The 23,544-nt window shown below is 71.0% G+C and carries 18 protein-coding genes; 12 read left to right on the top strand and 6 right to left on the bottom strand.

Annotated features, from left to right (window positions below; genetic code table 11):
- Positions 1-3 precede the first annotated feature (3 nt).
- The gene (gene poxB / locus PZE19_RS14505) at positions 4-1,740 is read right to left on the bottom strand and encodes a ubiquinone-dependent pyruvate dehydrogenase (RefSeq protein WP_277861345.1); all 1,737 of its coding nucleotides are present in this window, start codon (positions 1,738-1,740) and stop codon (positions 4-6) included.
- 285 nt (positions 1,741-2,025) lie between these two features.
- Here poxB and PZE19_RS14510 point away from each other — a divergent pair, with 285 nt between their 5' ends.
- From PZE19_RS14510 to PZE19_RS14535, 6 genes are all read left to right on the top strand, one after another.
- Positions 2,026-2,877, top strand: coding sequence for a transglutaminase family protein (locus PZE19_RS14510; RefSeq protein WP_277861346.1), 852 nt, complete (start codon positions 2,026-2,028; stop codon positions 2,875-2,877).
- A gap of 265 nt (positions 2,878-3,142) precedes the next feature.
- Positions 3,143-4,453: a Gfo/Idh/MocA family protein gene (locus tag PZE19_RS14515; protein WP_277861347.1), complete on the top strand. Its 1,311-nt coding sequence runs from the start codon at positions 3,143-3,145 to the stop codon at positions 4,451-4,453.
- A gap of 105 nt (positions 4,454-4,558) precedes the next feature.
- A complete protein-coding gene (locus PZE19_RS14520) occupies positions 4,559-4,990 on the top strand; it encodes a hypothetical protein (RefSeq protein ID WP_277861348.1) in 432 nt (143 codons plus the stop codon).
- A 132-nt stretch (positions 4,991-5,122) separates the two neighbouring features.
- On the top strand, positions 5,123-6,040 hold the full coding sequence (locus PZE19_RS14525; protein ID WP_277861349.1) for a hypothetical protein: 918 nt from the start codon (positions 5,123-5,125) through the stop codon (positions 6,038-6,040).
- 132 nt (positions 6,041-6,172) lie between these two features.
- Positions 6,173-7,048: a hypothetical protein gene (locus PZE19_RS14530; RefSeq protein WP_277861350.1), complete on the top strand. Its 876-nt coding sequence runs from the start codon at positions 6,173-6,175 to the stop codon at positions 7,046-7,048.
- A gap of 106 nt (positions 7,049-7,154) precedes the next feature.
- A complete protein-coding gene (locus tag PZE19_RS14535) occupies positions 7,155-9,938 on the top strand; it encodes a M16 family metallopeptidase (RefSeq protein ID WP_277861351.1) in 2,784 nt (927 codons plus the stop codon).
- Between the two features lie 106 nt (positions 9,939-10,044).
- Here the strand turns inward: PZE19_RS14535 and PZE19_RS14540 are convergent, their stop codons facing one another.
- Positions 10,045-10,680 carry a hypothetical protein gene (locus tag PZE19_RS14540; RefSeq protein ID WP_277861352.1) on the bottom strand — a complete coding sequence of 212 codons (636 nt, stop codon included), beginning with the start codon at positions 10,678-10,680 and terminating at the stop codon, positions 10,045-10,047.
- 323 nt (positions 10,681-11,003) lie between these two features.
- Here PZE19_RS14540 and PZE19_RS14545 point away from each other — a divergent pair, with 323 nt between their 5' ends.
- Together PZE19_RS14545 and PZE19_RS14550 are read left to right on the top strand one after the other, a co-directional pair.
- The gene (locus PZE19_RS14545; RefSeq protein ID WP_277861353.1) at positions 11,004-12,059 is read left to right on the top strand and encodes a DUF1559 family PulG-like putative transporter; all 1,056 of its coding nucleotides are present in this window, start codon (positions 11,004-11,006) and stop codon (positions 12,057-12,059) included.
- 31 nt (positions 12,060-12,090) lie between these two features.
- The gene (locus tag PZE19_RS14550; protein WP_277861354.1) at positions 12,091-12,549 is read left to right on the top strand and encodes a hypothetical protein; all 459 of its coding nucleotides are present in this window, start codon (positions 12,091-12,093) and stop codon (positions 12,547-12,549) included.
- Between the two features lie 22 nt (positions 12,550-12,571).
- On the opposite strand, the gene PZE19_RS14555 is transcribed toward PZE19_RS14550, so the two are convergent.
- The 3 genes from PZE19_RS14555 to PZE19_RS14565 all read right to left on the bottom strand — a co-directional run bounded on the left by PZE19_RS14555 (position 12,572) and on the right by PZE19_RS14565 (position 19,742).
- Positions 12,572-13,993 carry a DUF1501 domain-containing protein gene (locus PZE19_RS14555; RefSeq protein WP_277861355.1) on the bottom strand — a complete coding sequence of 474 codons (1,422 nt, stop codon included), beginning with the start codon at positions 13,991-13,993 and terminating at the stop codon, positions 12,572-12,574.
- A gap of 34 nt (positions 13,994-14,027) precedes the next feature.
- Positions 14,028-17,015 carry a DUF1553 domain-containing protein gene (locus PZE19_RS14560; RefSeq protein WP_277861356.1) on the bottom strand — a complete coding sequence of 996 codons (2,988 nt, stop codon included), beginning with the start codon at positions 17,013-17,015 and terminating at the stop codon, positions 14,028-14,030.
- A 177-nt stretch (positions 17,016-17,192) separates the two neighbouring features.
- On the bottom strand, positions 17,193-19,742 hold the full coding sequence (locus PZE19_RS14565) for an Ig-like domain-containing protein (RefSeq protein ID WP_277861357.1): 2,550 nt from the start codon (positions 19,740-19,742) through the stop codon (positions 17,193-17,195).
- A 403-nt stretch (positions 19,743-20,145) separates the two neighbouring features.
- Here PZE19_RS14565 and PZE19_RS14570 point away from each other — a divergent pair, with 403 nt between their 5' ends.
- The 3 genes from PZE19_RS14570 (at position 20,146) to PZE19_RS14580 (ending at position 22,178) form a co-directional block, all read left to right on the top strand.
- Positions 20,146-21,225, top strand: coding sequence for an NHL repeat-containing protein (locus PZE19_RS14570; protein WP_277861358.1), 1,080 nt, complete (start codon positions 20,146-20,148; stop codon positions 21,223-21,225).
- 77 nt (positions 21,226-21,302) lie between these two features.
- Positions 21,303-21,860, top strand: a complete 558-nt coding sequence (locus tag PZE19_RS14575) for a YqgE/AlgH family protein (protein ID WP_277861359.1) — start codon at positions 21,303-21,305, stop codon at positions 21,858-21,860.
- A 33-nt stretch (positions 21,861-21,893) separates the two neighbouring features.
- Positions 21,894-22,178, top strand: coding sequence for a putative quinol monooxygenase (locus PZE19_RS14580; protein ID WP_277861360.1), 285 nt, complete (start codon positions 21,894-21,896; stop codon positions 22,176-22,178).
- 102 nt (positions 22,179-22,280) lie between these two features.
- Here the strand turns inward: PZE19_RS14580 and PZE19_RS14585 are convergent, their stop codons facing one another.
- On the bottom strand, positions 22,281-22,715 hold the full coding sequence (locus PZE19_RS14585) for a hypothetical protein (RefSeq protein WP_277861361.1): 435 nt from the start codon (positions 22,713-22,715) through the stop codon (positions 22,281-22,283).
- A 201-nt stretch (positions 22,716-22,916) separates the two neighbouring features.
- Here PZE19_RS14585 and PZE19_RS14590 point away from each other — a divergent pair, with 201 nt between their 5' ends.
- Positions 22,917-23,540 carry an RNA polymerase sigma factor gene (locus PZE19_RS14590; RefSeq protein WP_277861362.1) on the top strand — a complete coding sequence of 208 codons (624 nt, stop codon included), beginning with the start codon at positions 22,917-22,919 and terminating at the stop codon, positions 23,538-23,540.
- Positions 23,541-23,544 lie beyond the last annotated feature (4 nt).

A 23,544-nucleotide genomic window follows, 5' to 3' on the forward strand; every position in this document is an offset into this window, starting at 1 on the left:
CTCTCATCGTTTCCCGCGCGGCAGGAAGTTGGTCTTCGCCAGGTCGACGACCTCGTCGCCCCGGCCGCCGATGACGGCGCGGATGAGGTACAGGCTGAATCCCAGGGCCTGCGAGGCCGTGATCGACGGCGGCATGGCCAGCTCCTGACGGTTGACGACGACGTCGACGAGCGCCGGGCCGTCGTGGGCGAAGGCCTGCTGGAGAGCCGGGCGGACGTCCTCGGGGTCCTCGACACGGAGGCCGAGGATGTCGGCCGACTGCGCGAGCTTGGCGAAGTCGGGGTTGACCAGGTCGGTGCCGTAGTCGAGCAGGCCGGCGGCCTTCATCTCCAGCTCGACGAAGCCGAGCGAGCCGTTGTTGAAGACGACGATCTTCGCCGGCAGCTTGAGCTGGCGGAGCGTCAGCAGGTCGCCCAGCAGCATGGCCAGGCCGCCGTCGCCGCTCAGGCTGACGACCTGCCGGCCGGGCTGCGCCGCCTGCGCGCCGACCGCCTGCGCCATCGCGTTGGCCATCGACCCGTGCCAGAACGAGCCCAGGAGTCGGCGGCGTCCATTCATGTGGAGATAGCGCGAGGCCCAGATCGTCGGCGTGCCGACGTCGCAGGTGAAGACGGCGTCGTCGGCGGCGAGGGCGTCGATCTCGTGGGCGAGGAACTGGGGGTGGATCGGCCGTTTCCCGGGCTTGCCGACGGCCAAATCGTCGAGGTCCTTGCGGGTCGTCGCGTAGTGCTCCAGGCAGTCGTCCAGGAAGCGGCGGTCGGCCTGGTCGGTCAGCAGCGGGGCCAACGCCGAGAGCGTCTCCTTCACGCCGCCGACCAGCCCAAGGTCCACGCGCGTGCGGCGGCCGATCTGCTCGCCCCGGATGTCGACCTGGATGACCTTCGCGCCGGTGGGGAAGAACTGCGGGTACGGGAAGTCGGTGCCGAGCATCAGCAGGGCGTCGCAGCTCATCATGGCGTGGTAGCCCGACGAGAACCCCAGGAGTCCGGTCATTCCGACGTCGTATGGGTTGTCGGGCTCGATGAACTCCTTGCCCCGCATGGCGTGGACGATCGGCGCCTTGAGGCGTTCCGCGGTCGCCATCAGCTCGGCTTGGGCCCCGGCGCAGCCCGCGCCGCCGAGGATCGTCACGCGGTCGGCGGCGTTGAGGATCTCGGCCGCGCCCGCCAGCGAGTCGGCCGGCGGGATCGTCATCGAGGGCGCGTAATCGAGCGCCAGGAAGGCCGGCTTCGAGCTGCAAGCCCGCAGTGCGACGTCCCCCGGGATCACGACGACCGCCACCCCCTTCTTCGCGATCGCCGTCCGCATGGCGATGCCCAAAATGCGGATGGCGTGCTCGGGCTGCGAGATGAACTCGCAGTAGTGGCTGCAGTCCTTGAACAGGAGCTGGGGGTTGGTCTCCTGGAAGTAGTTGCTCCCCAGCTCGCTGCTGGGGATCTGGGCCGCGATGGCCAGCACGGGGACGCGGCTGCGGTGGCAGTCGTAGAGCCCGTTGATCAGGTGCAGGTTCCCCGGCCCGCAGCTCCCCGCGCAGACCGCCAGCTCGCCCGTCAGGTGCGCCTCGGCCCCCGCGGCGAAGGCGGCGACCTCCTCGTGCCGGACGTGCATCCAGTCGATCCCCTCGCGGCGACGGATGACGTCCGTCAGCCCGTTGAGCGAGTCGCCCACCACCCCGTAGACCCGCTTCACCCCCGCGGCGACGAGCGTGTCGATGAATACGTCGCTGACCGTCTGCGCCATGATTCTCGTCGCCCCCGACCGGCCTGACCTTGCGTCCATTCGTCCCGCAGGCCCATTCTAGGCGCGCGATAACGGGATTTCAGCAAGTCCCGGGCCGGAAAGATGCATGAAAACAGACTTGCTTCGTCATGCCTGGCCTCCGCGTGGTCCGGGAAGCCGAGACGGGCGGCCGGGAATCCGGGAGGAAATCGGCGGCGGGTCGTGGGTCCCTGCTACGATGGGGCCCAACCAGTGCGGGACGAGCGGCGTCGCGGCGCCCGGGCTGAAGGCAGGGGCGGAGCCGAAATGAAGCGCATCCGGATCGTGCATTCCACGGCCTACCACTACCACGAGCCCGTCCGGTTCGGGGCGCATCGGGCGCTCTTGCGGCCTCGCGAGGGGCACGACGTGCACATCGCCGGGTCGAAGCTGTCGGTCGAGCCCAGGGCGGACGTGCGCTGGATCCGCGACGTCTACGGCAACTCGATCGCCTTCCTGACGTTCGCCGAGCCCGGGGCGACGCTCCGCCTGGAGAGCGAGGTCGACGTCGACCTGTACGCGGACGGTCCGATCGACTGCGCGGTCGACCCCTCGGCGCAGTGGTATCCGTTCCAGTACGACGCGGCCGAGCAGGTGGAGATCGTCCCCTACCGCCTGCCCAGCTACCCCCACGACGGCGCGGCGGTCCAGGCGTGGCTCCGCGAACTGTACTCGCCCGGCCGGACGATCCTCACCGCCGACCTGCTGAACGGGCTCAACGGCCTGGTGTATCGCTCGTTCCGCTACAAACGCCGCGAGGAGGCGGGCGTGCAGGTCCCCTGCGAGACGCTGCGTCTGGGGACCGGGTCGTGCCGCGACTACGCCGTATTCCTGATGGAGGCGTCCCGCCACCTGGGCTTCGCCGCGCGGTTCGTCACGGGGTACGTCCAGATGGGCGAGGGCCAGCACGGCGCGACCCACGCCTGGACCGAGATCTACATCCCCGGAGCCGGCTGGCGCGGGTTCGACCCGACCAACGACAAGCTCGCCGGCTCGGAGCACGTCTCGGTCGCGGTCTCGCGCGACCACGAGAAGGCCTCCCCCCTGTCCGGCTCCTGGTCCGGCCCCGCGGGGGCGTTCGACCGCATGGAGGTCTCGGTGCAGGTCTTCGGACTCTGACCCGGCCGGCGGCCCCGATCGCCCGCTCGCGAGGCCCGGTTTCGCCGCCGGCCGGAGGGATGGATGATGGAGCTTTTATAATTGGCAACCGGGCCGGGGGTGGGTTAGGATGGGTCGCGATTCGATCCGTCGCCCGGCCGGCCATCCTCCTCGGGCCGGCATGGGCGGCCGATCCGGCGTCCCTCCCTCCTTCGCAGCGCGTCGCGGCCGGATCGAGCCGGAGCCGGGCGACGCCCCACTCATCCACACATCCGGAGATCCAACCGTGACCGAGCGACCTTGCGCGAACGACGGGACCACCCGGCGGGGCTTCCTGAAGGAGACGACGACCGCGGCGGCCGGGGCGGCGGCGCTGGCCTCGTGGGCGCCGATGGTCCACGCGGCCGGCAGCGACGCGATCAAGGTGGGCCTCGTCGGCGCGGGCGGGCGCGGCACGGGCGCGGCCGAGCAGGCCCTGACGGCCGACAGCGGCACCAAGCTGGTGGCCATCGGCGACGTGTTCGGCGACCGGCTGGAGGAATGCGTCTCGGCGCTGAAGGGCTCGGCGGTGGGGCCGCGGGTCGTGGCCGACAAGGACCACTGGTACACCGGGTTCGACGCCTACAAGCAGGTCATCGACCAGGTCGACGTGGTCGTGCTGGCGACGACGCCGCACTTCCGGCCGCTGCACACGGCCTACGCCGTCGAGAAGGGGGTCCACGCCTTCGTCGAGAAGCCGATGGCCGTCGACGGCCCCGGGCTCCGCAAGTTCCTCAAGGCGGTCCAGGACGCCAAGGCCAAGAACGTCGCGGTCGTCAACGGCTTCTGCTGGCGGTACCACCCGCCCCGCCGCGAGACCATGAAGCAGGTCTTCGACGGCAAGATCGGCGAGATCCGCTCCATCGAGACCACGTACAACTCGCAGGGCGTGTGGGAGCCCCGCAAGACCCGCGAGCAGTGCGGCTCGGACATGGAGTACCAGCTCCGCAACTGGTACTACTACAACTGGCTCTCGGGCGACCACATCGTCGAGCAGGCCATCCACGGGCTCGACACCATGGGCTGGGCGATGGGCGACAAGCTCCCCGACCGCTGCTACGGCGTGGGCGGCCGTCAGTCGCGGACCGACGCCAAGTACGGCAACATCTACGACCACTTCTCGATCGTGTACGAGTACCCGAACGACGTCCGCGGCTATCACCAGTGCCGCCACTGGGTCAACACCGCGAACCGCGTGAAGGACTACATCCTTGGCAGCGACGGCACGGCCGACGTCTTCGCCAATTCGCTCAGCGGCAAGAACAAGTGGCGGTACCGCGACACCGGCGACTCGAAGAAGTACGACATGTACCAGGTCGAGCACGACGAGATGTACGCCGCCCTCCGCGCCGGCCGGATCATCAACAACGGCGAGCAGGCCGCGTACTCGACCCTGCTGGGCCTGATGGGCCGGACCGCCGCCTACACGGGCGAGATCGTCACGCCGGAGCAGATCCTCGACTCCAAGGACGACCTGAGCCCGGCGGCGTACACCTTCGGCCCCGATCCGCTCCCGGTCGCGCCGATCCCGATCCCCGGTTTCGGGAAGACGGCCTGAGCCGCGAGCCTCGACGCACACGGCCGGACGAGAAGCGACGCCTCCGAATCGCGTCGGCGCCTCGTCCGGCCTTCGATTTCTCCTCTCCAAGAAGGCGAGGTCGGGATGAGCCTGCCGAAAGGGGCGGCGAAGGCGGCCCGGGAATTCGCGAGGGCGATCCTCCGGCGGAAGTGGGACGAGGTCCCGCCGCTCTGCACCACGGCCCTCCGCGCGACCCTGACGGTCGAGGCGCTGGCCGCCGAGTTCGGCTGGTCCGCGCTCGGCCCGCGGCTCCGTCGCGAGCACATCGCGGCGACCGGCGAGGACGAGGCGATGGTCCCCGAGCTCGACCCGCCCAGGCGGTTCGAGGTGTTCGAGGTCGAGGAGCGGGATCCGCCCGCCGGCCACGACCCGAGGATCCCCCTCGGCTGGGTCGAGGTCGACTTCCTGCCCTCGCAGGGCTCCGAGTTCGACGCCTGCTACAACTGCTTCCTGGCGTTCGTGGACGAGGCCGGGCCGCGGGTCGCGGCCTACGACGTCGAGGGTGCGACGGAGTGAGGCCGGGGCCATCCTCGAAGGGCGTGCGGGTGCGTCCTTTACGGCGTCGATCGGGCGCGTTGTAATCCGTGAGGGGTGGGGGCGTCTTCCACCGCCGCAGCCTCGCCGCGCGCCGCATCAGGAACGCCGCCCATGTCGGATACGCCCATCGATCCGCCTTCGCCCGCACCCGCCCCTCCAACGGAACCGGTCGCGAGCGCCGGGGCCGACGATCCCGGCCCGGGGCCGATCGCGGCGGTGGCGGCGGCCGAGCCGACGCCGGCCTCGGCCGTGGACCTGCACGTCAAGCTGGGCCCGCTGCAGGATCCGGGCGTCACCCGCCCCCGCTCGGCCCAGGTCTGGGCGTGGGCGCTGGCCGGGGGCGGCCTGGCGGGCCTGGCCTCGTGGCTGGCCGGCGAGTACCTGCTGGGCTGGTTCGTCGCCGAGATCGCGCCGGAGCCTCCGGGGGGGGGCGGCGGAGGCCCGCGCGGGCTGGTCGTGGCCGACTTCACGGCGATGACGACGGCCCTGGTGCGCAACGCGGCCCTGGCCTTTGGCCTCCTCGGGGGCCTGATGGGCCTGCTGCTGGGGATCGCCGGCGGAATGATCCGGTCGTCGCCCCGGGCCGGTGCGGCCGCGGGCCTGGCGGGTTCGGCGCTCGGCGTCGCGGCGGGCGTCGGCGCCTCGCTGGGGATCCTGCCGTTCTACGCCCGGATCCTCAACCGTCCCGAGATGATGGACGTGGAGATCCTCTACGCGATCGGCGCCCTGGGGCTGGTCTGGGGGGCGATCGGCGCGGCGGGCGGCGCGGCCTTCGGGTTCGGGATGGGCGGCGTGCGACGTGCGGCGCTCGGCGTGGTCGGCGGGTTCCTGGGGGGCATGCTCGGCGCGGCGGCCTACGAGCTGCTGGCGGCGGCGGCCTTCCCGCTCGACGGCACGACCCAGCCGATCTCCAACAGCCGGGAGTCGCGGCTGCTGGCGCGGGCGCTGGTGGCCCTGTTCACCTCGGCGGGGATCGCCGCGTTCGTCGTCCCGACGCGGTTCGAGCCGGCCCCCGAGCCCCCCGCCTGACCGCCGCGGCGGCGGCCCTCGCCCCTTTTCTTTCCCGCCCTTTTCGACGATGATCGAGGGGACGGTCGAGGGCCATGGAGGGGCCGCGTCGCGTCGAGACGGGCCGCGACGCTTCCCCGGCTTCGAGGGATTATGGCGAGCTACGACCCCGACTTCCATCCCGTCGACCCCGAGAAGGCCCCGCCGGGCTACGGCTACGACGCCGAGCCCCGCCGACGCGGCTGCTTCTTCTACGGCTGCGTGATCGCGATCGTCCTGTCGGTCCTGCTCATGCTGGGGCTGGCGCTGGCCGCGCTGGTGGCCTACCGGACCTTCCTGACCTATCGCGACATGTACACCGCGACCGCGCCGGTGGAGCTGCCCAAGCCCGCCCTGGTCGGCGAGGAGCAGAAGAGGGCCGTCGCCCGGATCGAGGCCTTCCGCGACGCGGTCGAGGCCGGCGGGAAGGTCGAGCCCCTGGTCCTCGGCGGCGACGACCTCAACGCGCTCATCCAGGAGTCGCCCCGCCTCAAGGATCGCATCTACCTGTCGATCGTCGGCGACAAGATCAAGGCCAAGGTCAGCTTCCCGCTCAGCGAGATCAAGGACATCAGCCTGACCCGCGGCCGGTTCCTCAACGGCGAGGCCGAGGTCAGGCTCGCCCTGAAGAACGGCGCGGTCAAGGTGGAGGTCGTCTCCATGCTGGTCGACGGCAAGGAACTGCCGGGGCCGGTCCGCGACATCCTCGGCCAGTCGGACATCGTCCTGGGCGACGACGAGGAGGACGCGAACGATTCCGAGGGCGAGCGCCGCTACAAGCGCCTGCTGCACCGGATCGCCTCGCTGGAGGTCAAGGACGGCGTGATGATCGTCACGCCCCGGGACCCCGAGCCCGCGCCGACGCCTCCCTCCGAGCCGAAGCCGGCCCCCGAACCACCCGCGCCGCCGCAGCCCGCGGCCGCGGCCGAACCGAAGGCGGCTCCCGCGCCCGCGCCGCCGGCCCCGACCTCTCCCGCACCAACTCCCTGACCGCCCGGCGCGGTCGGGGTTTCGACCGTGACTTCCACGACGGATGAGCCACGACGAAGGACCTGGAACGCTCCATCCCAATTCCGATCAAGGAAAGCGAAAACGAATGAGAATCACGTCGATGCGCCTCGCGCTCCCGACGCTCGCGGCGGCCCTGGGATCGATCGTCGCCCTGGCGGGGGCCCCGGCCGCCGTCGCCAAGGGCCCGCTCGAACAGGTCGCCTCGGTCGAGGGGATCACCGAGTACCACCTGCCCAACGGCATGCGGGTCCTGCTCTTCCCCGACGCCTCCAAGCCCAAGGTGACGGTCGCCCTGACCGTCTTCGTCGGCTCGCGGCACGAGGGCTACGGCGAGACCGGCATGGCCCACCTGCTCGAGCACATGGTCTTCAAGGGGACCCCCGACCATCCCAACATCCCGGGCGTCTTCAAGGAGCGCGGCGCCCAGTTCAACGGCACCACCAGCGACGACCGCACCAACTACTTCGAGACCCTGACGGCCACCGACGACAACCTCGAGTTCGCCGTCCGGCTGGAAGCGGACCGCATGGTCAACAGCCCGATCAAGGCCGAAGACCTGGCGACCGAGTTCTCCGTCGTCCGCAACGAGTTCGAACGCGGCGAGAACAGCCCGATCGGCGTGCTGTTCCAGCGGATCTCCTCCGCCGCCTACGACTGGCACAACTACGGCAAGTCGACGATCGGCAACCGCACCGACATCGAGCGCGTTCCGGTCGACAACCTCCGCGCCTTCTACAAGAAGTACTACCAGCCCGACAACGCCATGCTCGTCGTCGCCGGCAAGTTCGACGAGGCCAAGGCCAAGGACTACATCGTCAAGTACTTCGGCGCGCTGGCCAAGCCCGACCGCAAGCTGCCCCAGACCTACACCGAGGAGCCCCCGCAGGACGGCGAGCGCGTCGTCACCCTGCGCCGCGTCGGCGACGTCGGCGTGGTCGGCATGGCGTACCACGTCCCGTCGGGCCCGCAGGCCGACTACCCGGCGCTCGAGGTCCTGGCCGACGTCCTCACGTCGCAGCCCTCGGGCCGGCTGTACAAGGCCCTGGTCGAGACCCGCAAGGCGGCCAGCGTCTCGGGCGGCTCGTCGCCCTCGCACGACCCCGGCCTCTTCACCGTCATCGCCCGGGTCAACACCAAGGACCGGGCCGAGCTGGAGAAGGTCCGCGACGTCATCTACGCCGAGCTGAAGAAGGTCGCCGACGAGGGCGTGACGGCCGAGGAGGTCGGCCGCGCCGTGCGGCGGTACGCCAAGAACTTCGAGATGGAGTCGTCCGACCCCAACTCGATCGCGCTCGAGCTGAGCGAGTGGGCCGCGCAGGGCGACTGGCGGCTCTACTTCCTGGCCCGCGACCGCATGGAGAAGGTGACGCCCGACGACGTGAAGCGGGTCGCCGCCGCCTATTTCGAGCCCAGCAACCGCACGGTCGGCTACTTCATCCCGGCCGAGAAGCCCGAGCGGACGCCGATCCCGGCCAACCCCGACGTCAACGCCCTGGTGGGCGGCTACAAGGGCCGCGAGGCCAAGTCGACCGGCGAGTCGTTCGACGTCCGCCCCGAGGCCATCGAGGCCCGCGTCCAGCGGCCCTCGGAGATCGAGGGCGTCAAGGTCGCCCTGCTGCCGAAGAAGACCCGCGGCGAGTCGGTCAACCTGGTCGTCACGCTCCGCTACGGCGACGCCGAGAACCTCAAGGGCCTGACCACCGCCGCCGACTTCCTCCCCGGCCTGATGGTCCGGGGCGGCACCAAGAACCTGACCAAGCAGCAGCTCCAGGACGAGCTGGACAAGAACTTCGCCCGGCTCTCGCCGCGCGGCTCGGGCGTCGGCACGGTCGCCTTCGCGCTGGAGACGAAGCGGGCCAACCTGCCGGCCGCCCTGGAGATCCTCCGCCAGGTCCTCCGCGAGCCGCTCCTGCCGGCCGAGGAGTTCGAGGTCCAGAAGACCGGCCGCCTGGCCGCGCTGGAATCCTCGCGGACCGAGCCCACGACGCTCGCGTCCAACCGCCTGCAGCGGCTGATGTCCTCGTACCCGGCCGACGACGTCCGCTACACGCCGACGCCCGAAGAGGGCATCGCGCGGGTCAAGGAGGCGTCGAACGACCAGGTCAAGAAGCTCTACCAGGAATACCTGGGCGCCAACGTCGGCGAGCTGGCGGTCGTGGGCGACTTCGAGCCGTCCGAGGTCCTGCCGATCGTCAAGAAGATGCTCGAGGGCTGGAAGGCTTCGAAGCCCTACGCCCGCATCGAGCGGCCCTATCAGGAGGGCCTCAAGACGGCGATCGAGACCATCGAGACGCCCGACAAGGAGAACGCCATGTACCTGGCCGGCTCCGTCTTCCCGCTCAAGGACGACGCGGCCGACTACCCGGCGCTCTCGGTCGGCAACTTCATCCTGGGCGGCGGCTCGATCTCGTCGCGGATCGCCGACCGGCTCCGCGGCAAGGGGGGCCTGTCGTACTCGGCGGCCTCGATGTTCAACGCCTCGTCGCTCGACCCCCGCGCCACGGTCATGGTCATGGCGATCTACAACCCCCGGAACCTCGCCAAGGTCGAGGCCGGCGTGAAGGAGGAGGTCGCGCGGATCGTCAAGGAAGGCGTCACCGCCGAGGAACTGAGCAAGGCGAAGGACGGCTGGCTCCGCCGCCAGGAGATCGGCCGCACCGAGGACGGCTCGCTGGCCTCCACCCTGGCCTCGAACCTCTTCCTCGGCCGCACCCTCCAGTTCGACGCCGACGTCGAGTCGAAGGTCAAGGACCTCGACGCCGCCGCGGTCGACGCCGCGCTCAAGAAGTACGTCGACTTCTCGAAGTTCTCCGTCGTCACCGCCGGCGACTTCAAGAACAAGGGCGCCCAGCCCGAAGAGAAGAAGTGACCCGCCGCGGCCCCCGCGCCGCGTGACCCGTGCCCTCCGGCCGTCCCCAACCGGGCGCCGCGCGTCGAGACCCCTCGACGCGCGGCGCCCGCTTTCGTTTCGAAGCTCAGAACATCACCGGAAAGGTCTGGTGCCGCGGCCTGGGCGTCTCGGCGTCCGAGCCGACCAGCTCGATCGCGTCTCCCTTCACCCGGTAGGTCTCCTCGACGTAGTCGAACATCAGCGTCTTGAGGGCCATCGACGACAGCGCCGGGGTCATCCGGACCTTCACGAGTCGCGAGCCGTCGCCCTGCGGCTCGACCTGCACGATCGTCCCGTCCCATCCGGCGTGATACACGGTGGGGATTTCGTCGAAGTGCGGCAGCCAGTCGAAATGGGCCGTCCGTTGCGGCGGGCGGGGGTCGGACCTGGCGAGGGCGGCGGCGAAATGCTCCTGGAATCGGAGGTCCTCGCCTCGCGCCTCGGGATCGATTCGGACGGCGGTCTTGAAGGACTCCGGGCCCGACCGGGGGAGGCCGTCCGCCACGAGCGGGGACGGGCATTCTCCCCTGGGCAGCCGCGCCAGGCCCCGTCGGACGCGGCTCTCGGGCGCGACGAGACGGACCGATCCGGCCCCCAGGACGATCCTGAGGCCCGGGCGCGGGCCGACGAAGTCGTCGCCGTCGCCCCAGCCCCGCGCCGTCGGCGAGGCCAGAGACGCGACGCCGGCCGCGGCCGCCGCAATCTTGACGAGCCGCTTCATGGGCCGCTCCTCCTCTCGGTTGGGGGCCGCGGGCGTGCGACGTCCGGTCGTCGCCTCGCACCAATTTGGATGTTCCCTCGCCGTTGAGATTCGGTCAAGGGGAGCGGCCGACCGTCGGCGGAACGAGTTTCCTGGCCCCGGCCGTGGTTGAACGAGATCTTCATCGAACCGGACCTTCAATCCACGCGATCGTGAGGATACTGATGGGCGACCCCGAACAAGTGCGAGAGGTGCGGCCCGGCGCCCGGACCATTCCGGCGTCGGGTCGCCCGCTCGTTCCTCCCGGTCGGCGGGGCGGCCCTCCCTCACCCCAAGGAACTCCCATGACCCCCGACATTCGCGGCCCGCGTGCGCGCGGCTTCACGCTCATCGAGCTGCTCGTCGTCATCGCCATCATCGCCGTGCTGATCGCGCTCTTGCTGCCGGCCGTGCAGGCGGCGCGGGAGGCGGCCCGGCGGGCGCAGTGCATCAACAACCTGAAGCAGATCGGCCTGGGCTTCCACAACTTCGAGGGGACCTTCGGCTTCTTCGCCCCCGCCTGGGCCATCAGCACGACCTTCTTGAAGCCCCCCTTCCAGCCCGTCGACGCGACGACGCTGCCGACGACCCACCCCAGCTACATCCCCCCCTGCCCCAAGCAGCTCGGGCTCGTCTGCGACTACCCGCTGAGCATCCAGTGCTGGGTCCCGATGGTCATGGGCTTCATGGAGCAGACGAACCTGTACAACTCGATCAACATGAGCCAGGCGTTCCCCCAGCCCGAGAACACGACGGCCGTGGCGACCCGCGTGGGCTTCATGAGCTGCCCCTCGGCCCCCGCCCGGACGACGACGCCGTTCCTCAACCAGCTCAACGGCCAGACGGTGCAGCTGGGCGTGGGCGACTATGCGGTCGACGGCGGCGTCAGCGACGGCTGGCTGACGGTGAACAAGGTCGACCACCCCGCCGGCCAGGAGACGCGCGGCCTGCTCAAGGGGAATTACACCCGGCGGATCGCCGAGGCGACCGACGGCCTGTCGAACACCGTCCTCATCACCGAGGACGCCGGCCGGCCGGACTTCTACGTCAAGGGACGACAGATGTCTTACGGCCAGTCGTACCCCTGGTATCGCAACGGGACGCCTCCGGTCCAGAGCGACCAGGGCTCGGGGGCGGGCTGGTCCGACTACAACAGCGAGTACGCCACCGACGGCGACGGCAGCCCCGAGCACACCAATTACTCAAGCAACAACGAGATCTACGCCTTCCACCCCGGCGGCGCGAACTTCCTCTTCGCCGACGGCTCGGCCCGGTTCCTCAAGCAGTCCGTGGCCCCGTCGGTCTTCAACGCCCTGATCAGCTACAACGGCGGCGAGATCGTCTCGGCCGACGCCTACTGACCGCGGGTCGGACCCGAAGAGAGGCCTCGTCGTGTCGCCGATGATCCGATCGATCCCGGGCCGGTCCGCCGCCCTGCTCCTCGTCGCGGCCCTCGCCGGCTGCGAGGGCGGGCCGCCCGTCCCGCTCGTCCCCGCCCGGGGCCGCGTGACGTTCCGGGGCGAGCCGCTGGCCGGCGCCCTGGTGATCTTCAAGCCCGCGACCCCGCCGGGCGTCGACGTCCCGCTCTCCTCCGGCACGACCGACGCCGAGGGCCGCTACGTCCTGCACACCTTCGCCGGCGACGACGGAGCGCCGGCCGGCTCGTACAGGGTCGGGGTCCGCGTCCAGCCCCCGTCCACCGAGAACCGGACGTTCCTCCAGAAGGTCGAGCGCGCCCCCAAGAAGGGCGCGTCGGCCCCCGCCGAGCGCTACGGCGATCCCGATCGGTCGGGCCTCGCCGTCGAGGTCGAGTCGGGCGTCGAGTCCCTGCCGGACCTCGTCGTGGACTGACCGTCGACGAGGCTCGGCGGGCTCAGGCCAGGATGGGTTGGATCACCGATCCGTGGACGTTCGTCAGGCGGCGCTGGATGCCGTTGTGATAGTAGGTCAGCCGGGTGTGGTCGACGCCCAGCAGGTGGAGCACGGTGGCGTGGAAGTCGGGCCAGGTCACGGGGGACTCGGCCGCCTTCCAGCCGATCTCGTCGGTCGAGCCGTACGCGACGCCCGGCTTCAGGCCCGCGCCGGCCATCCAGACGCTGAAGCCGTACTGGTTGTGGTCGCGGCCCGGCCCCACCACGTCGGCGCCCGACTGGGCGAACGGCGTGCGGCCGAACTCGGTGGTGAAGAGCACGAGCGTGTCGTCGAGCAGCCCCCGCCGGCGCAGGTCGCGCAGCAGGCCGGCGACGGGGCGGTCGATCCGGAGCGCCTCCTGGCCGTGGTTGAGCTTCACGTTCTCGTGGCCGTCCCAGTTGCGGCGGGGGCTGCCGAAGGTGCCGCCCGAGAAGAGCTGGACGAACCGCACCCCGCGCTCCAGCAGGCGGCGGGCGACCAGGCACGAGCGGCCGAAGTCGTCGGTCTCGGGCCGGTCGACGCCGTAGAGGGCCAGGGTCTCGGCGTCCTCGCCGGCGATCTCGGCGACCCGCGGCACCGACGTCTGCATCCGCGCGGCCAGCTCGTAGCCCCGGATGCGGGCCGAGAGGGCGTCGTCGCCGGGATGGCGGTCGAGATGGCGGCGGTTCATGCCGCTCACGAGCCCGCGCGTGGCCGATTCGGACCCCGCCGAGATCGGCCGGGCCGGGAACAGGTCGTCGATCGGCTCGCCGCGGGGCCGGATGACGACCCCCTGGTGGCGGGCCGGCAGGAAGCCGTTGCCCCAGTTGATCGAGCCCCCGGCCGGCCATTCGCGGGCGTCGGGGATGACCACGAAGGCGGGCAGGTCGTCGGCCTCGCTCCCCAGGCCGTAGCTCATCCACGAGCCCAGGCTGGGGAAGCCGTTCAGGCGGAAGCCGCTGTTCTCCTGGAACGTCGCCGGCGTGTGGTTCGACGTCTCGGCGACCATCGACCGGATGACGGTCAGCTCGTCGGCCACGCCGGCGATGTGCGGGAAGAGGTCGGAGACCCACAGCCCCGACTCGCCCCGCCGCTGGAAGTCCCAGTCGGGCCGCTTCAGCCGCCCCACCTGCCCGAAGAAGACGTCGGGCTTGGTCGGCGAGACGAGCGACTGCCCGTGCGCCGCGATCAGCCCCGGCTTGTAGTCGAACGAGTCGACGTGGCTCATCGCGCCGGCCAGGCAGATGTGGATCGCGCGCGTCGCCCTGGGCGGAAAGTTCGGACCCGGCGGCCGGCCGTCGCCGGGCTCGCCCGCGCGGAGGGAGCCGTCGCGCAGCATCAACGAGGCCGCCGCCGCGCCGGCCAGCCCGTCTCGCATCCAGCAGAAGAAGTCGCGTCGGTCCATTGGGGGTCCCGCCTCGAATCGCCGGCCGCCGACGTCAGTCGAGATAGAGGAATTCATTGCTGTTGAAGAGCGCCCGGGCCAGAGCGGCCGCGCCGAACTGGTCGACGACGGCCGCCGCCTCGGCGAACTCGTCGTCCTGGGGCGGTCGCCCGAGCGCCAGCCGATACGCCAGCGCGACCTGGGCCTTCGCGTCCGGCCCCGCCTCGCGGACGAGCCGCTTCGCGAAGGCGTCCGAGAGGTGCAGCACCATCGCGTTGTTCATCAGCGAGAGCGCCTGCAGCGGCGTGGTCGTGGCGGCGCGGCGAGGGGCGGTCGTCGACGGATCGGGGCAGTCGAAGGCGTCTAGGAACGCGCTGCGGCCGCCCCGGGCCCAGGCCCGGTAGAGGGTCCGGCGGTCCTGGCCGGGGCTTGCGGGGTCGGTCGGCACGTAGAGGATCGTCGTGGTCCCCTCGGCCTTGCGGGGTTCGTGGTCGCGGAAGCTCGGCCCCCCCGTCGCCGGGTCGAGCACGCCGGCCGTCGCGAGCATCGCGTCGCGCACCATCTCGGCCTCCAGCCGCGCCGGCTGCTTCCGCCAGAGGAGCCGGTCGCCGGCGTCCTTCGCGAGCCCCTCGGGGTCGGGACGAGACGACCGCCAGTACGCGGCCGACGTGACGATCAGGCGATGCATCGCCTTGAGGCTCCAGCCCCGCCGGGGCAGCTCGGAGGCCAGCCAGTCGAGCAATTCCGGGTGCGAGGGGACGCCGCCGTTGAAGCCGAAGTCGCTGGTCGTCTCCACCAGGCCCGAGCCGAAATGGGCCAGCCAGAGCCGGTTGACCACCACCCGCGCGAACAGCGGGTTCCGCGCGTCGGCGATCCAGCCCGCGAGCCGGATCCGACGCTCGGCCTCGGGCGCGTCGGGGGCGAGCCCGAACTTCGGGTCCGTCCCCGCCAGCGAGGCGATTCCGCCCGCGGCGACGACCTCGCCCGGCTGGCCGGGATTCCCCCGGATCTGGATCCGGGTCGCGCCGGCCGGCCTCGGGGCGACCGCATACGCCTTCCGGCGGTCGACGGCGAGGCTCGCCCGCAGTCGCCGCGCCTCCTCGAGGAGCCGCTCGCGCGACGACCGCGCCTCCGCGTCCAGGGCTGCGATCACGTCCCCGACTTCGAGGACCGTCCCTCCCGACGACGCCGAGGCCTCCAGCTCGCGGTCGGTCAGCGCCCGGTCGTAGAGCCTGGCCCTCGCGATCGTCGCTCGCAGCATTCGGTTGCCGCCGACGGGAAGATGTCTTATTCCAAACGCCACCCGCCCCCGCCCCGCGGCGAAGACCGCCGGACCCGTGGAGTGGTAGGCCTTCCCGTAGCGCCGGCCGTCGCGGAAGGCCTGGATCATCCCGTCGGCGGAATAGCGGATCGCGACGTGCACGAACCGTCGCCCAGCCTCGACTTCGGCGGGGCCGCCCACGCTCGACGTCCGGACGAAGTTCTCGCTCCCGGCCATCCAGCGGCCGGGCTCCGACTCGCCGAAGACGACCGCGTCGAACGCGCCGCCCACCTCCGCCACGACGCTCACCACGCCCCCGCCGCGCTGATCCGTCCCCTCCAGGCGAACCCAGGCTTCGAGCGTCTTCTCGTGAAGCTCGACCCCCAGCGGCGGCGTGATCGCATAGGCTTCCTTGCCGTCGAGCGCCAGCCCTTCGGCCGAGAGGCTCGCGCCGCCATGCAGGGCCACGTCGGCGTGGCCGACCCGATCCTCGCCCCCTGTCTTGAAGTCCCAGGCCGCCATGGGCGAGGGCGGGATCGCCTGGACGTCCGCCGCCTTCGCACCCAGGAGTTTCGCCCGCGCCGGGGCCTCGATCGTCGCGACCTCGGCCTCGATCGCCGCGATTCTCGACCGTCGTGCGATCGACTTCGGGTCCAGGTCGGACAGGTCGACCTCGCCGTGACGGACGCCGTCGAGCGCCGAGACGAACTGGTAGTATTCGGCCTGGCGGATCGGGTCGAACTTGTGGTCGTGACAGCGGGCGCAGTTGACCGTCAGCCCCAGGAAGGTCTGCGCAACGGTGCCGACGAGGTCTTCCACCTCGTCGGCCCTCACGACGGCCCGCATCGCCTGGCTGATCTGGTTCTGGCCCGCCGTGTCATAAGCGCCGGCGACCAGGAAGCCCGTCGCCTCCACGGCCTCGGCGTCCCTGGGCCGCAGGACGTCGCCGGCGATCTGCAGACGGGTGAACTCGTCGTAGGGCATGTCCCGGTTGAACGCCCCGACCACCCAGTCGCGGTATCGCCACGAAGACGGGCGGAACTCGTCGTACTCGAACCCGCCGCTCTCGCCGTAGCGCGCCAGGTCCAGCCACCATCGCGCCCAGCGCACGCCGTATTGCGGCGACGCCAGCAGGCGATCGACGAGGATCTCGTAGGCGGTTTCGGACCGGTCCGCGACGAACGCGTCGATCTCGGCCGGCGTGGGAGGCAGGCCGATCAGGTCGAAGGTCAGTCGCCGGATCAACTCGCGGCGGCCCGCCTCGGGCGCTGGGGCCAGGCCGTTCGCCTCCAGGGCGTGGAGGACGAAGGCGTCGATCGGCGTCCGAGCCCGGCCGTCGGTCGTCGTCGGGGGCGTCGGCCGGCGGACCGGCTGGAGCGACCACCAGTCGCGCCCGGCGCGCCTGGCGGTCGTCACCTGGTAGGGGTCGATCGGATCGGCGCCCCAGCTCGCCCCGCCGGCGATCCACGCCTTCAAGGTGGACTTCTCGGCCTCCGTCAGCGGCGATTTGGGGGGCATCTCGCCCGAGGCGACCTTCTCCCAAAGCAGGCTCTCGTCGGGCTTGCCGGCGACGATCGCCTCGCCCCCTTCCCCGCCGGCGAACGCCGCGGCCCGCGCGGACAGGTCGAGCTTCCCCTTCGGGTCGGCGCCCGAGTGGCAGTCCAGGCAGTGCCGGGCCAGCACCGGAGCGACCCTGGCGTCGAAGTCCTGATCCGTCCCCGCCGCCCTCGTCGTCGCGACGGCCGTGACCAGGATGCAACCGAGGCCGATCCACCGTCTCATGGCAACGCCTCGAAATCGCCGGGCCCGGTCGGCGGGCCGAACATGCCTCGATTCGGCTCCGCATTTCAAACAAAGTTTAACGGCGTTCCCACACTGCTGCAACGAGGACGAAAACGGCGTCGCCGAGCCTGGTGCTCGGCGACGCCGGGAGGGTTTCCGATCGATGGCCGCGAGGGCTCAGGACGGGTTGGTGTTGATGTCGTTCCGGGTGCTGCTGGACTCGGAAAGCGGGGGCAAGGCGTTCGACGAGGGCGAGCCGGGCCTCGAGAGGATGCGTCGGGTGGTCGCCGTCTCGACGAGCCGGACGTGCCCGGTCTGGTGCGGCCGCACCGATTGGCGCCGGGGCGCGGGGTGGGGGACGTAGCCGCGGCTGATGCTCCAGGTCCACGGCCCCTGGGCGCCGGCCGGCGTGTTGCCGGTCAGGAGGTTCCCCGACTGGTCGACGACCCCCGCCGAGCCCTGACCGTTCACCGTGAGCTGGTAGAGCCTGCCGAGCTGGAGCGGGCGGACCGGGGTCAGGGTCACGCTCCGCGAGAGGGGGTCGTAGACGGGCGTCTTGAGGGCCACCTTCTGCGTGAGCTTGCCGTTCGGGCCGGCGGCCGCCAGGGCGTAGTTGAGCGGGTTCACCGCCTGGGCCGGGTCGAGCGACGCGTTGAAGCCCAGGACGATCGCCGTGATCGCGTTCTGGGCGACGACCAGATTCTGGGTCGCCACGGCGAGCTGGGGCTGCGGCACCACGCCCCGGCTGAAGTCCCACACGTACGGCCCCTGCGGGCCGAGCGGGGTGTTGCCGACCACCAGGTCGCCGGCGAGGTCGGACAGGCCGGCCGAGCCCTGGCCGTTGATCGTGAGCCGATACGTCTTGCCGAGCTGGAGCGGCTGCGACGGCGTCAGGGTCACGACCGAGTTGAGCGGGTCGTAGGCCGGCGCGTCGAGGGGGACGATCACGTTGAACAGCCCCGGCTGGTCGCTGGTGGTCAGGCCGTAGTTGATCGGGTTCGTCGCCTGGGCCGGGTCGAGCGGCTGGTTGAAGTTCAGGATCAGCCCCGTGATCGCGTCCTGGGTGACGACCAACGTCTGGTCGATCACCGTCGGCGGGTTGGGGTTGGCCACCACCGACGTGGTCACCGAGGCCGTCGCGTTGTCGGGGTCGAGGTCGGTCTGATCGGCCTTGACCGTCACGGTGTTGGTCACGTTGCCGATCGTCGCCGGGACCACGGTGATCTGGACCGAACGCGAGTCGCCGGAGGAGAGTTGGGCGTATCTCACCGTCACGACCCCGCCGGCCTGCGTGACCGTCCCCTTGGGCGCGGTCACCGTCTTGACGGCCATGCCGCCCGGGATCGCGTCGGTGAGCGTCACGTTGGTGGCGTTCGACGGGCCGCCGTTGACGACGTTGATGAAGTAGGTCAGCGGGCTGCCCGCGAACACGCCGTCGGCGCTGGCGGACATCGAGACGCCGACGTCGGCCCTCGCGGTCGTCGTCACGAGCACCGAGCCGAAGAACTCGGAGGTCGTGTTGAAGCTGGGGTCGGTCGCGGTCGCGCTCAGGTACTGGCCCGCGGCCACGGGCGTCGGCAGCGTGAGCGTGAAATCGGCCTGGCCGAAGTCGTCGGTCGCGACGCTCAGCGTGCCGACCAGCGTCCGCCCCTCTTCCAGGGACGGCCGGGCCTGGGTCGGATTCGAGAAGAACTGGAGCGTGAAGGTCCGGTCGGCCGCCCCCCGGAACCGCCCCTCGACGACCGTGGACGCGCCGGCCTGGTAGGCCGAATTCAACGCGGCCGACGAGACGGGGTCGTTCGCCTGGAAGCCCAGGTTGATCGCCTGCGAGCCGTTGGCGTAGATCGGGTTCGAGAGGATCGGGGTGTTCAGCGGGCTGGACGTGAAATTGCGGGCCGAGACCGCGACGCCGCTGCCGCCGTTGTGCGCGATGATATTGGCCGCGCCCGGGAGGAGCCCGCCGATCGTGTTGTTGCTGGTCGTGATCGTGACGCCGTCGAACTGGTTGCCCAGGTCGGCCTGGCCGGTGACGTCGGTGCCGATCAGGTTGCCCGAGATGATGTTGCCGCCGTTGTTGGGCTGGTTCGAGGCCGTCGTGATGATGATCCCGCTGGAAAGGTTGCCCGAGATGACGTTGCGGTCCGCGACGGTCGTGCCGCCGATGACGTTGTTCCGCGAGTCGACGACGCCGATCCCGTTGTAGGTGTTGCCCAGCGGGGTCTCGCCGGAGAGGTCGACCCCGAGGTAGTTGCCGGCGATCGTGCTGCCGCTGCTCCCCTGAAGGAGGATGCCGCTGCCCGTGAATCGGTTGATCGCCAGCCCGCGCACCGTGCTGCGGGCCGTGACGACCAGCCCGGTCACGTCCGGCACCCGGATGGGGGGCGTGACGTCGGGATAGAAGATCTGCGATCCGTCGATCTGGATGAGGGGCGCGCCGGCGAAGCCCGGCTGGCTGGCGCCGTCGATCGTCACGGGATTGCTGATCGTCGGCAGGGGCGTGGCCGGGATGATGGTCTGGGGCCCCGAGCCGATGTGGAACTGGATGAGGTTGGGCCCCGTCGTCGTGTTGGCGTCGAGGATCGCCTGCCGGAAGGACCCCGCACCGTCGTCGGCCGTGTTCGTGACCAGGAACGTCGCGAGCAACTCGCGCCGCTCCATGATCTCCAGGACGGGCCTGCGGCGGTTGCGGACGGATCGTCGATCGGCCCCGGCGCGTATCATCATCATCATGCCCCTCGTCTTCGTGGGGAAAGGCCCTCCTTCGTGCCGCCGCGATGGGAGGGATGTGTCGCCGACGCGAATTTCGGGGGCCTTGGCGGCCGAGAGGTGGGAATCGTGGGTGCGCTGCTCCTTGCCCCGCGGCAAATCTAACACGGCTTTCGTCACGCAGCGGGCGGATCAAGAATTATCAATTTCTGCAACATCGACGGTCGCCGATGTGTAGCGACGATCCGGGACGGCCGGCCCCCTCGATCCGCCCCCTCGACGTCGGCGCGGCCCGGCCCTCCGCCGTCGACCCGGGGTTTCGCGACGTCCTTGAGGTCGGCCCGGAAATGGAGCAAGATGGAACGATCGTGCCGATGATCGGGACGACGCCCAGATCCCTCTCCATCCACCGGGGCGCAACGACATGGACCGACGCGAGTTCCTCAAGCAGGGGGCCGCCGCGGCGCTGGCCGCCTCCGCTTCGTCGGCGGCCGGGCCCTTCATCCACGCCGCGGACAAGGCGGGCTCCAGGGCCCCGATCGTCGGCGAGGGCGAGCACCGCTACGAGTGTCGTCACGACTTCTTCCAGGCCCCGGGCTCGATCCGCTGGTTCGAGACCCACGGCGTCGCCGTCGACTCCCAGGGGTTCATCTACTTCACGCACCGCGGCGCCGCGACGAAACCGACCTCGCCCGCCGAGGCCCAGGACACGATCGCGGTCTACGACCCCGAGGGCAAGTTCGTCCGCTCGTTCGGCAAGGCGTTCCACGGCGGCGGCCACGGGATCGACGTCCGCCGCGAGGACGGCGTCGAGTACCTCTACCTGGCGTGCATGATGCCCGTCGACCTCGTCGCCAAGACCGACCTCAAGGGCGAGGTGGTCTGGATCAAGGAGGCCCCGCCCGAGCCCCACGTCTACGACCGACCCGACGCCAAGTTCGCCCCGACGAACGTCGCCTTCGCGCCCGACGGCGGCTTCTTCCTCGCCGACGGCTACGGCTCGAATTACATCCACAAGTACGACGAGGACGCGAAGTGGGTGAAGACCTTCGGCGGCACGGGCGACGCCGAGGGGAAGTTCAAGACCCCTCACGGCCTCTGGCTCGACGACCGGCCGGGGCGCAAGCCCACCCTGGTGGTGGCCGACCGCGCCAACGCCCGGCTCCAGCGCTTCACGCTCGACGGCGAGCACGTCGGCGCCGACAACCACGACGTCTCCTTCCCGGCCCACTTCGACATCCGGGGCGAGGTCCTGCTGGTCCCCGACCTGCACGCGCGGATCACCCTGATGGACAAGGACGACAAGGTGATCACCCACCTGGGCCACGACCCGGGCTGGACGAAGCAGGTGCTCGACGGGTTCGTCGTCCGCAAGCAGCCGGACAAGTGGCCGGCCGGCAAGTTCATCCATCCCCACGACGCCTGCTTCGACCGCGACGGGAACATCCTCGTCGCCGAATGGGTCGCGACCGGCCGGGTGTCGTTCCTGAAGCGGGTGGGCTGACGTCGGGATCCGCCCGTCGCCGATCGCCTCCCGCCGGTCCCTCGGCGCGGCCCCCCGGGGCCGTGATCACCGCCGCCATGAAATCACTGCGTGGACGCCTGCTGATCGCCGCCCCCAGCCTGACCGACCCGAATTTCGCGCGGGCGGTCGTCCTGATCGCGGCGCACGGCGAGACCGGCGCGCTGGGGCTGATCCTGAACCGCGAGCTGGACTCGGACGTCGCCGAGGTCTGGGCCCGGATCAGCTCGGAGCCCTGCGTCCGCCGCGAGAAGATGCGCCACGGGGGCCCCGTGGGCGGCACCCTGATGGCCGTCCACGACCGCCGGCCCCTGGCGAACCTGCTGGTCGGCGAGGACCTCTACGTCGCGACCGAGCTGGGAGCCATGGAGTCGCTCGCGGCCTCGGCCGACGGCCGGGTCCGCTTCTTCGCCGGCCACGCCGGCTGGGGGCCGGGCCAGCTCGAAGACGAGCTGCGCGAGGGGAGCTGGCTCGTCGCCGCCGCCGTCCCCGACCACGTCTTCGGCGACCACGACTCCCAGTCGCTCTGGAAAGACGCCGCCACCGTCGCCGGACGTCGCGAGGTCCAATCCCTCATCGAGCCCCGCCACATCCCCGAAGACCCTCGTGCGAACTGATTGGGATCGCATCGAATCGAAAGGACCGCCCCGATGATCTGCCTCGCCGTGACCTTCCAGGTCCGCCCCGGCGCCGAGGACCGCGCCGCCGACTCCTTCCGCAAGCTGACCGAGCACAGTCGGGCCGAGCCGGGCTGCCTGATGTACCAGTTCCATCGCTCGCCGACCGACCCGCGCAAGTTCTTCGTCTACGAGCAATACGTCGACGAGGCGGCCCTCCAGTCCCACTCCAACTCCGCCTATTTCGCACGCTACGTCCACCAGGAGCTGTCCTCCCTTATCGAGTCCAGCGACCTGGTCAAGTACGAGCCCATCTGAGCCGGGATTCGCGGGCTCGGCGTCATGACGGCCTCCCCGATCGTCACCTCGGCGCGCGAAGGCCCGGGGGCTCGCGAAGAGCCCCCGGGCCTCGTGCGTCGTTCACTTCTTGAAGCTCTTCCCGCCGTATCCGCCGCCCCATCCGCCGGACCCGCCGCCGTACCCCCCGCCCCAGCCGCCGCCCGACCCGCTCCCGGGGAACCCGCCGCCCCAGCCGCCGCCGGGGTAGCCGCCGCCGGGGTAGCCGCCGCCGGGATAGCCGCCGCCGGGATACGGCGGGCAGGGCCGGGGGAACGGATAGGGCTGGGGATAGGGGTAGGGGTAAGGCCTCGGCGGGCAGGGTTGGGAACCCCAGCCGCCGCCGTACCCGCCGCCGGGGAACCCGCCGCCCCAGCCGCCGCCGTATCCCCCGCCGGGGAAGAAGCCGCTCTTGGGGGCGAGCCCCTTGCCGCCCGATTGGGCGTGGGCTTCGCTCGTCGCCAGCACGCCGCCGATCGTCAGGGCCAGGGCCGCCGTCAGGATTCGCGTCGCCTTCATCGTGGGCCTCCGTCTCGTTTCGTGGTTTTCTTCGTAAGGTCCCGGGCGTCCTCGACGTCCGCTCGGTGGGTTATCACCGTCGCGAGGGCGACCGGACGGGCCGCGCCGGATTTTTTTCCGAGAAGCGGTTTCGCGTCCGGTCGCGTCCGGGGATGATCGACGCATGAGAATGGGTGGCAGCCGGTGGAGGGCCGAATCGCCATGACTGATCCAAGTACCGGGGCCGAGGGGTTCCAGGCGCTCATCGGGCGCGTCCGGGCCGGCGACGAGGAGGCGGCGACCGAGCTGGTCCGCCGCTACGAGCCGGCCGTCCGCCGCGCCGCGAGGGTCCGACTGGTCGACACGCGGCTCAATCGCATGCTCGACTCCATGGACGTCTGCCAGTCCGTCATGGCGAGCTTCTTCGTCCGCACGGCGCTCGGCCAGTACGAGCTGGAGACGCCCGACCAGCTCCTGAAGCTGCTGGCGACGATGACGCGCAACAAGCTGGCGAACGTGGTGAAGGCCCAGGGCGCCCAGCGGCGCGACTTCCGCCGCACCACGCCGGGGCAGGGCGATGCGGGGGCGGGCGGGTCGGCCGCGGGGGCGGCGTTCGACCACGTCGCCGGCGCGCTGCCGACGCCCAGCCGCGAGGTCGCCGCCCGCGAGATGCTCGACGAGGCCCGCCGCCGCCTCTCCCCCGACGAGCTGCGGCTCCTCGACGACCGCGAGGCCGGCCGCGACTGGGCCGAGATCGCGTCCGAGCTGGGCGCGAGCCCCGAGGCCCTGCGCAAGCGGCTGGCGCGGGCCGTCGACCGCGTGGCCGGCGAGCTGGGGCTGGAATGACGCG

The organism is Paludisphaera mucosa (assembly GCF_029589435.1).
In the GTDB taxonomy this organism is placed as follows: Bacteria; Planctomycetota; Planctomycetia; order Isosphaerales; family Isosphaeraceae; genus Paludisphaera; species Paludisphaera mucosa.

Coding starts and splice junctions, on each gene's coding strand:
- poxB (WP_277861345.1), bottom strand. CDS start 1,740: ATGGCGCAGACGGTCAGCGACGTATTCATCGACACGCTCGTCGCCGCG.
- PZE19_RS14510 (WP_277861346.1), top strand. CDS start 2,026: ATGAAGCGCATCCGGATCGTGCATTCCACGGCCTACCACTACCACGAG.
- PZE19_RS14520 (WP_277861348.1), top strand. CDS start 4,559: ATGAGCCTGCCGAAAGGGGCGGCGAAGGCGGCCCGGGAATTCGCGAGG.
- PZE19_RS14525 (WP_277861349.1), top strand. CDS start 5,123: ATGTCGGATACGCCCATCGATCCGCCTTCGCCCGCACCCGCCCCTCCA.
- PZE19_RS14530 (WP_277861350.1), top strand. CDS start 6,173: ATGGCGAGCTACGACCCCGACTTCCATCCCGTCGACCCCGAGAAGGCC.
- PZE19_RS14535 (WP_277861351.1), top strand. CDS start 7,155: ATGAGAATCACGTCGATGCGCCTCGCGCTCCCGACGCTCGCGGCGGCC.
- PZE19_RS14540 (WP_277861352.1), bottom strand. CDS start 10,680: ATGAAGCGGCTCGTCAAGATTGCGGCGGCCGCGGCCGGCGTCGCGTCT.
- PZE19_RS14545 (WP_277861353.1), top strand. CDS start 11,004: ATGACCCCCGACATTCGCGGCCCGCGTGCGCGCGGCTTCACGCTCATC.
- PZE19_RS14555 (WP_277861355.1), bottom strand. CDS start 13,993: ATGGACCGACGCGACTTCTTCTGCTGGATGCGAGACGGGCTGGCCGGC.
- PZE19_RS14560 (WP_277861356.1), bottom strand. CDS start 17,015: ATGAGACGGTGGATCGGCCTCGGTTGCATCCTGGTCACGGCCGTCGCG.
- PZE19_RS14565 (WP_277861357.1), bottom strand. CDS start 19,742: ATGATGATGATACGCGCCGGGGCCGATCGACGATCCGTCCGCAACCGC.
- PZE19_RS14570 (WP_277861358.1), top strand. CDS start 20,146: ATGGACCGACGCGAGTTCCTCAAGCAGGGGGCCGCCGCGGCGCTGGCC.
- PZE19_RS14575 (WP_277861359.1), top strand. CDS start 21,303: ATGAAATCACTGCGTGGACGCCTGCTGATCGCCGCCCCCAGCCTGACC.
- PZE19_RS14580 (WP_277861360.1), top strand. CDS start 21,894: ATGATCTGCCTCGCCGTGACCTTCCAGGTCCGCCCCGGCGCCGAGGAC.
- PZE19_RS14585 (WP_277861361.1), bottom strand. CDS start 22,715: ATGAAGGCGACGCGAATCCTGACGGCGGCCCTGGCCCTGACGATCGGC.
- PZE19_RS14590 (WP_277861362.1), top strand. CDS start 22,917: ATGACTGATCCAAGTACCGGGGCCGAGGGGTTCCAGGCGCTCATCGGG.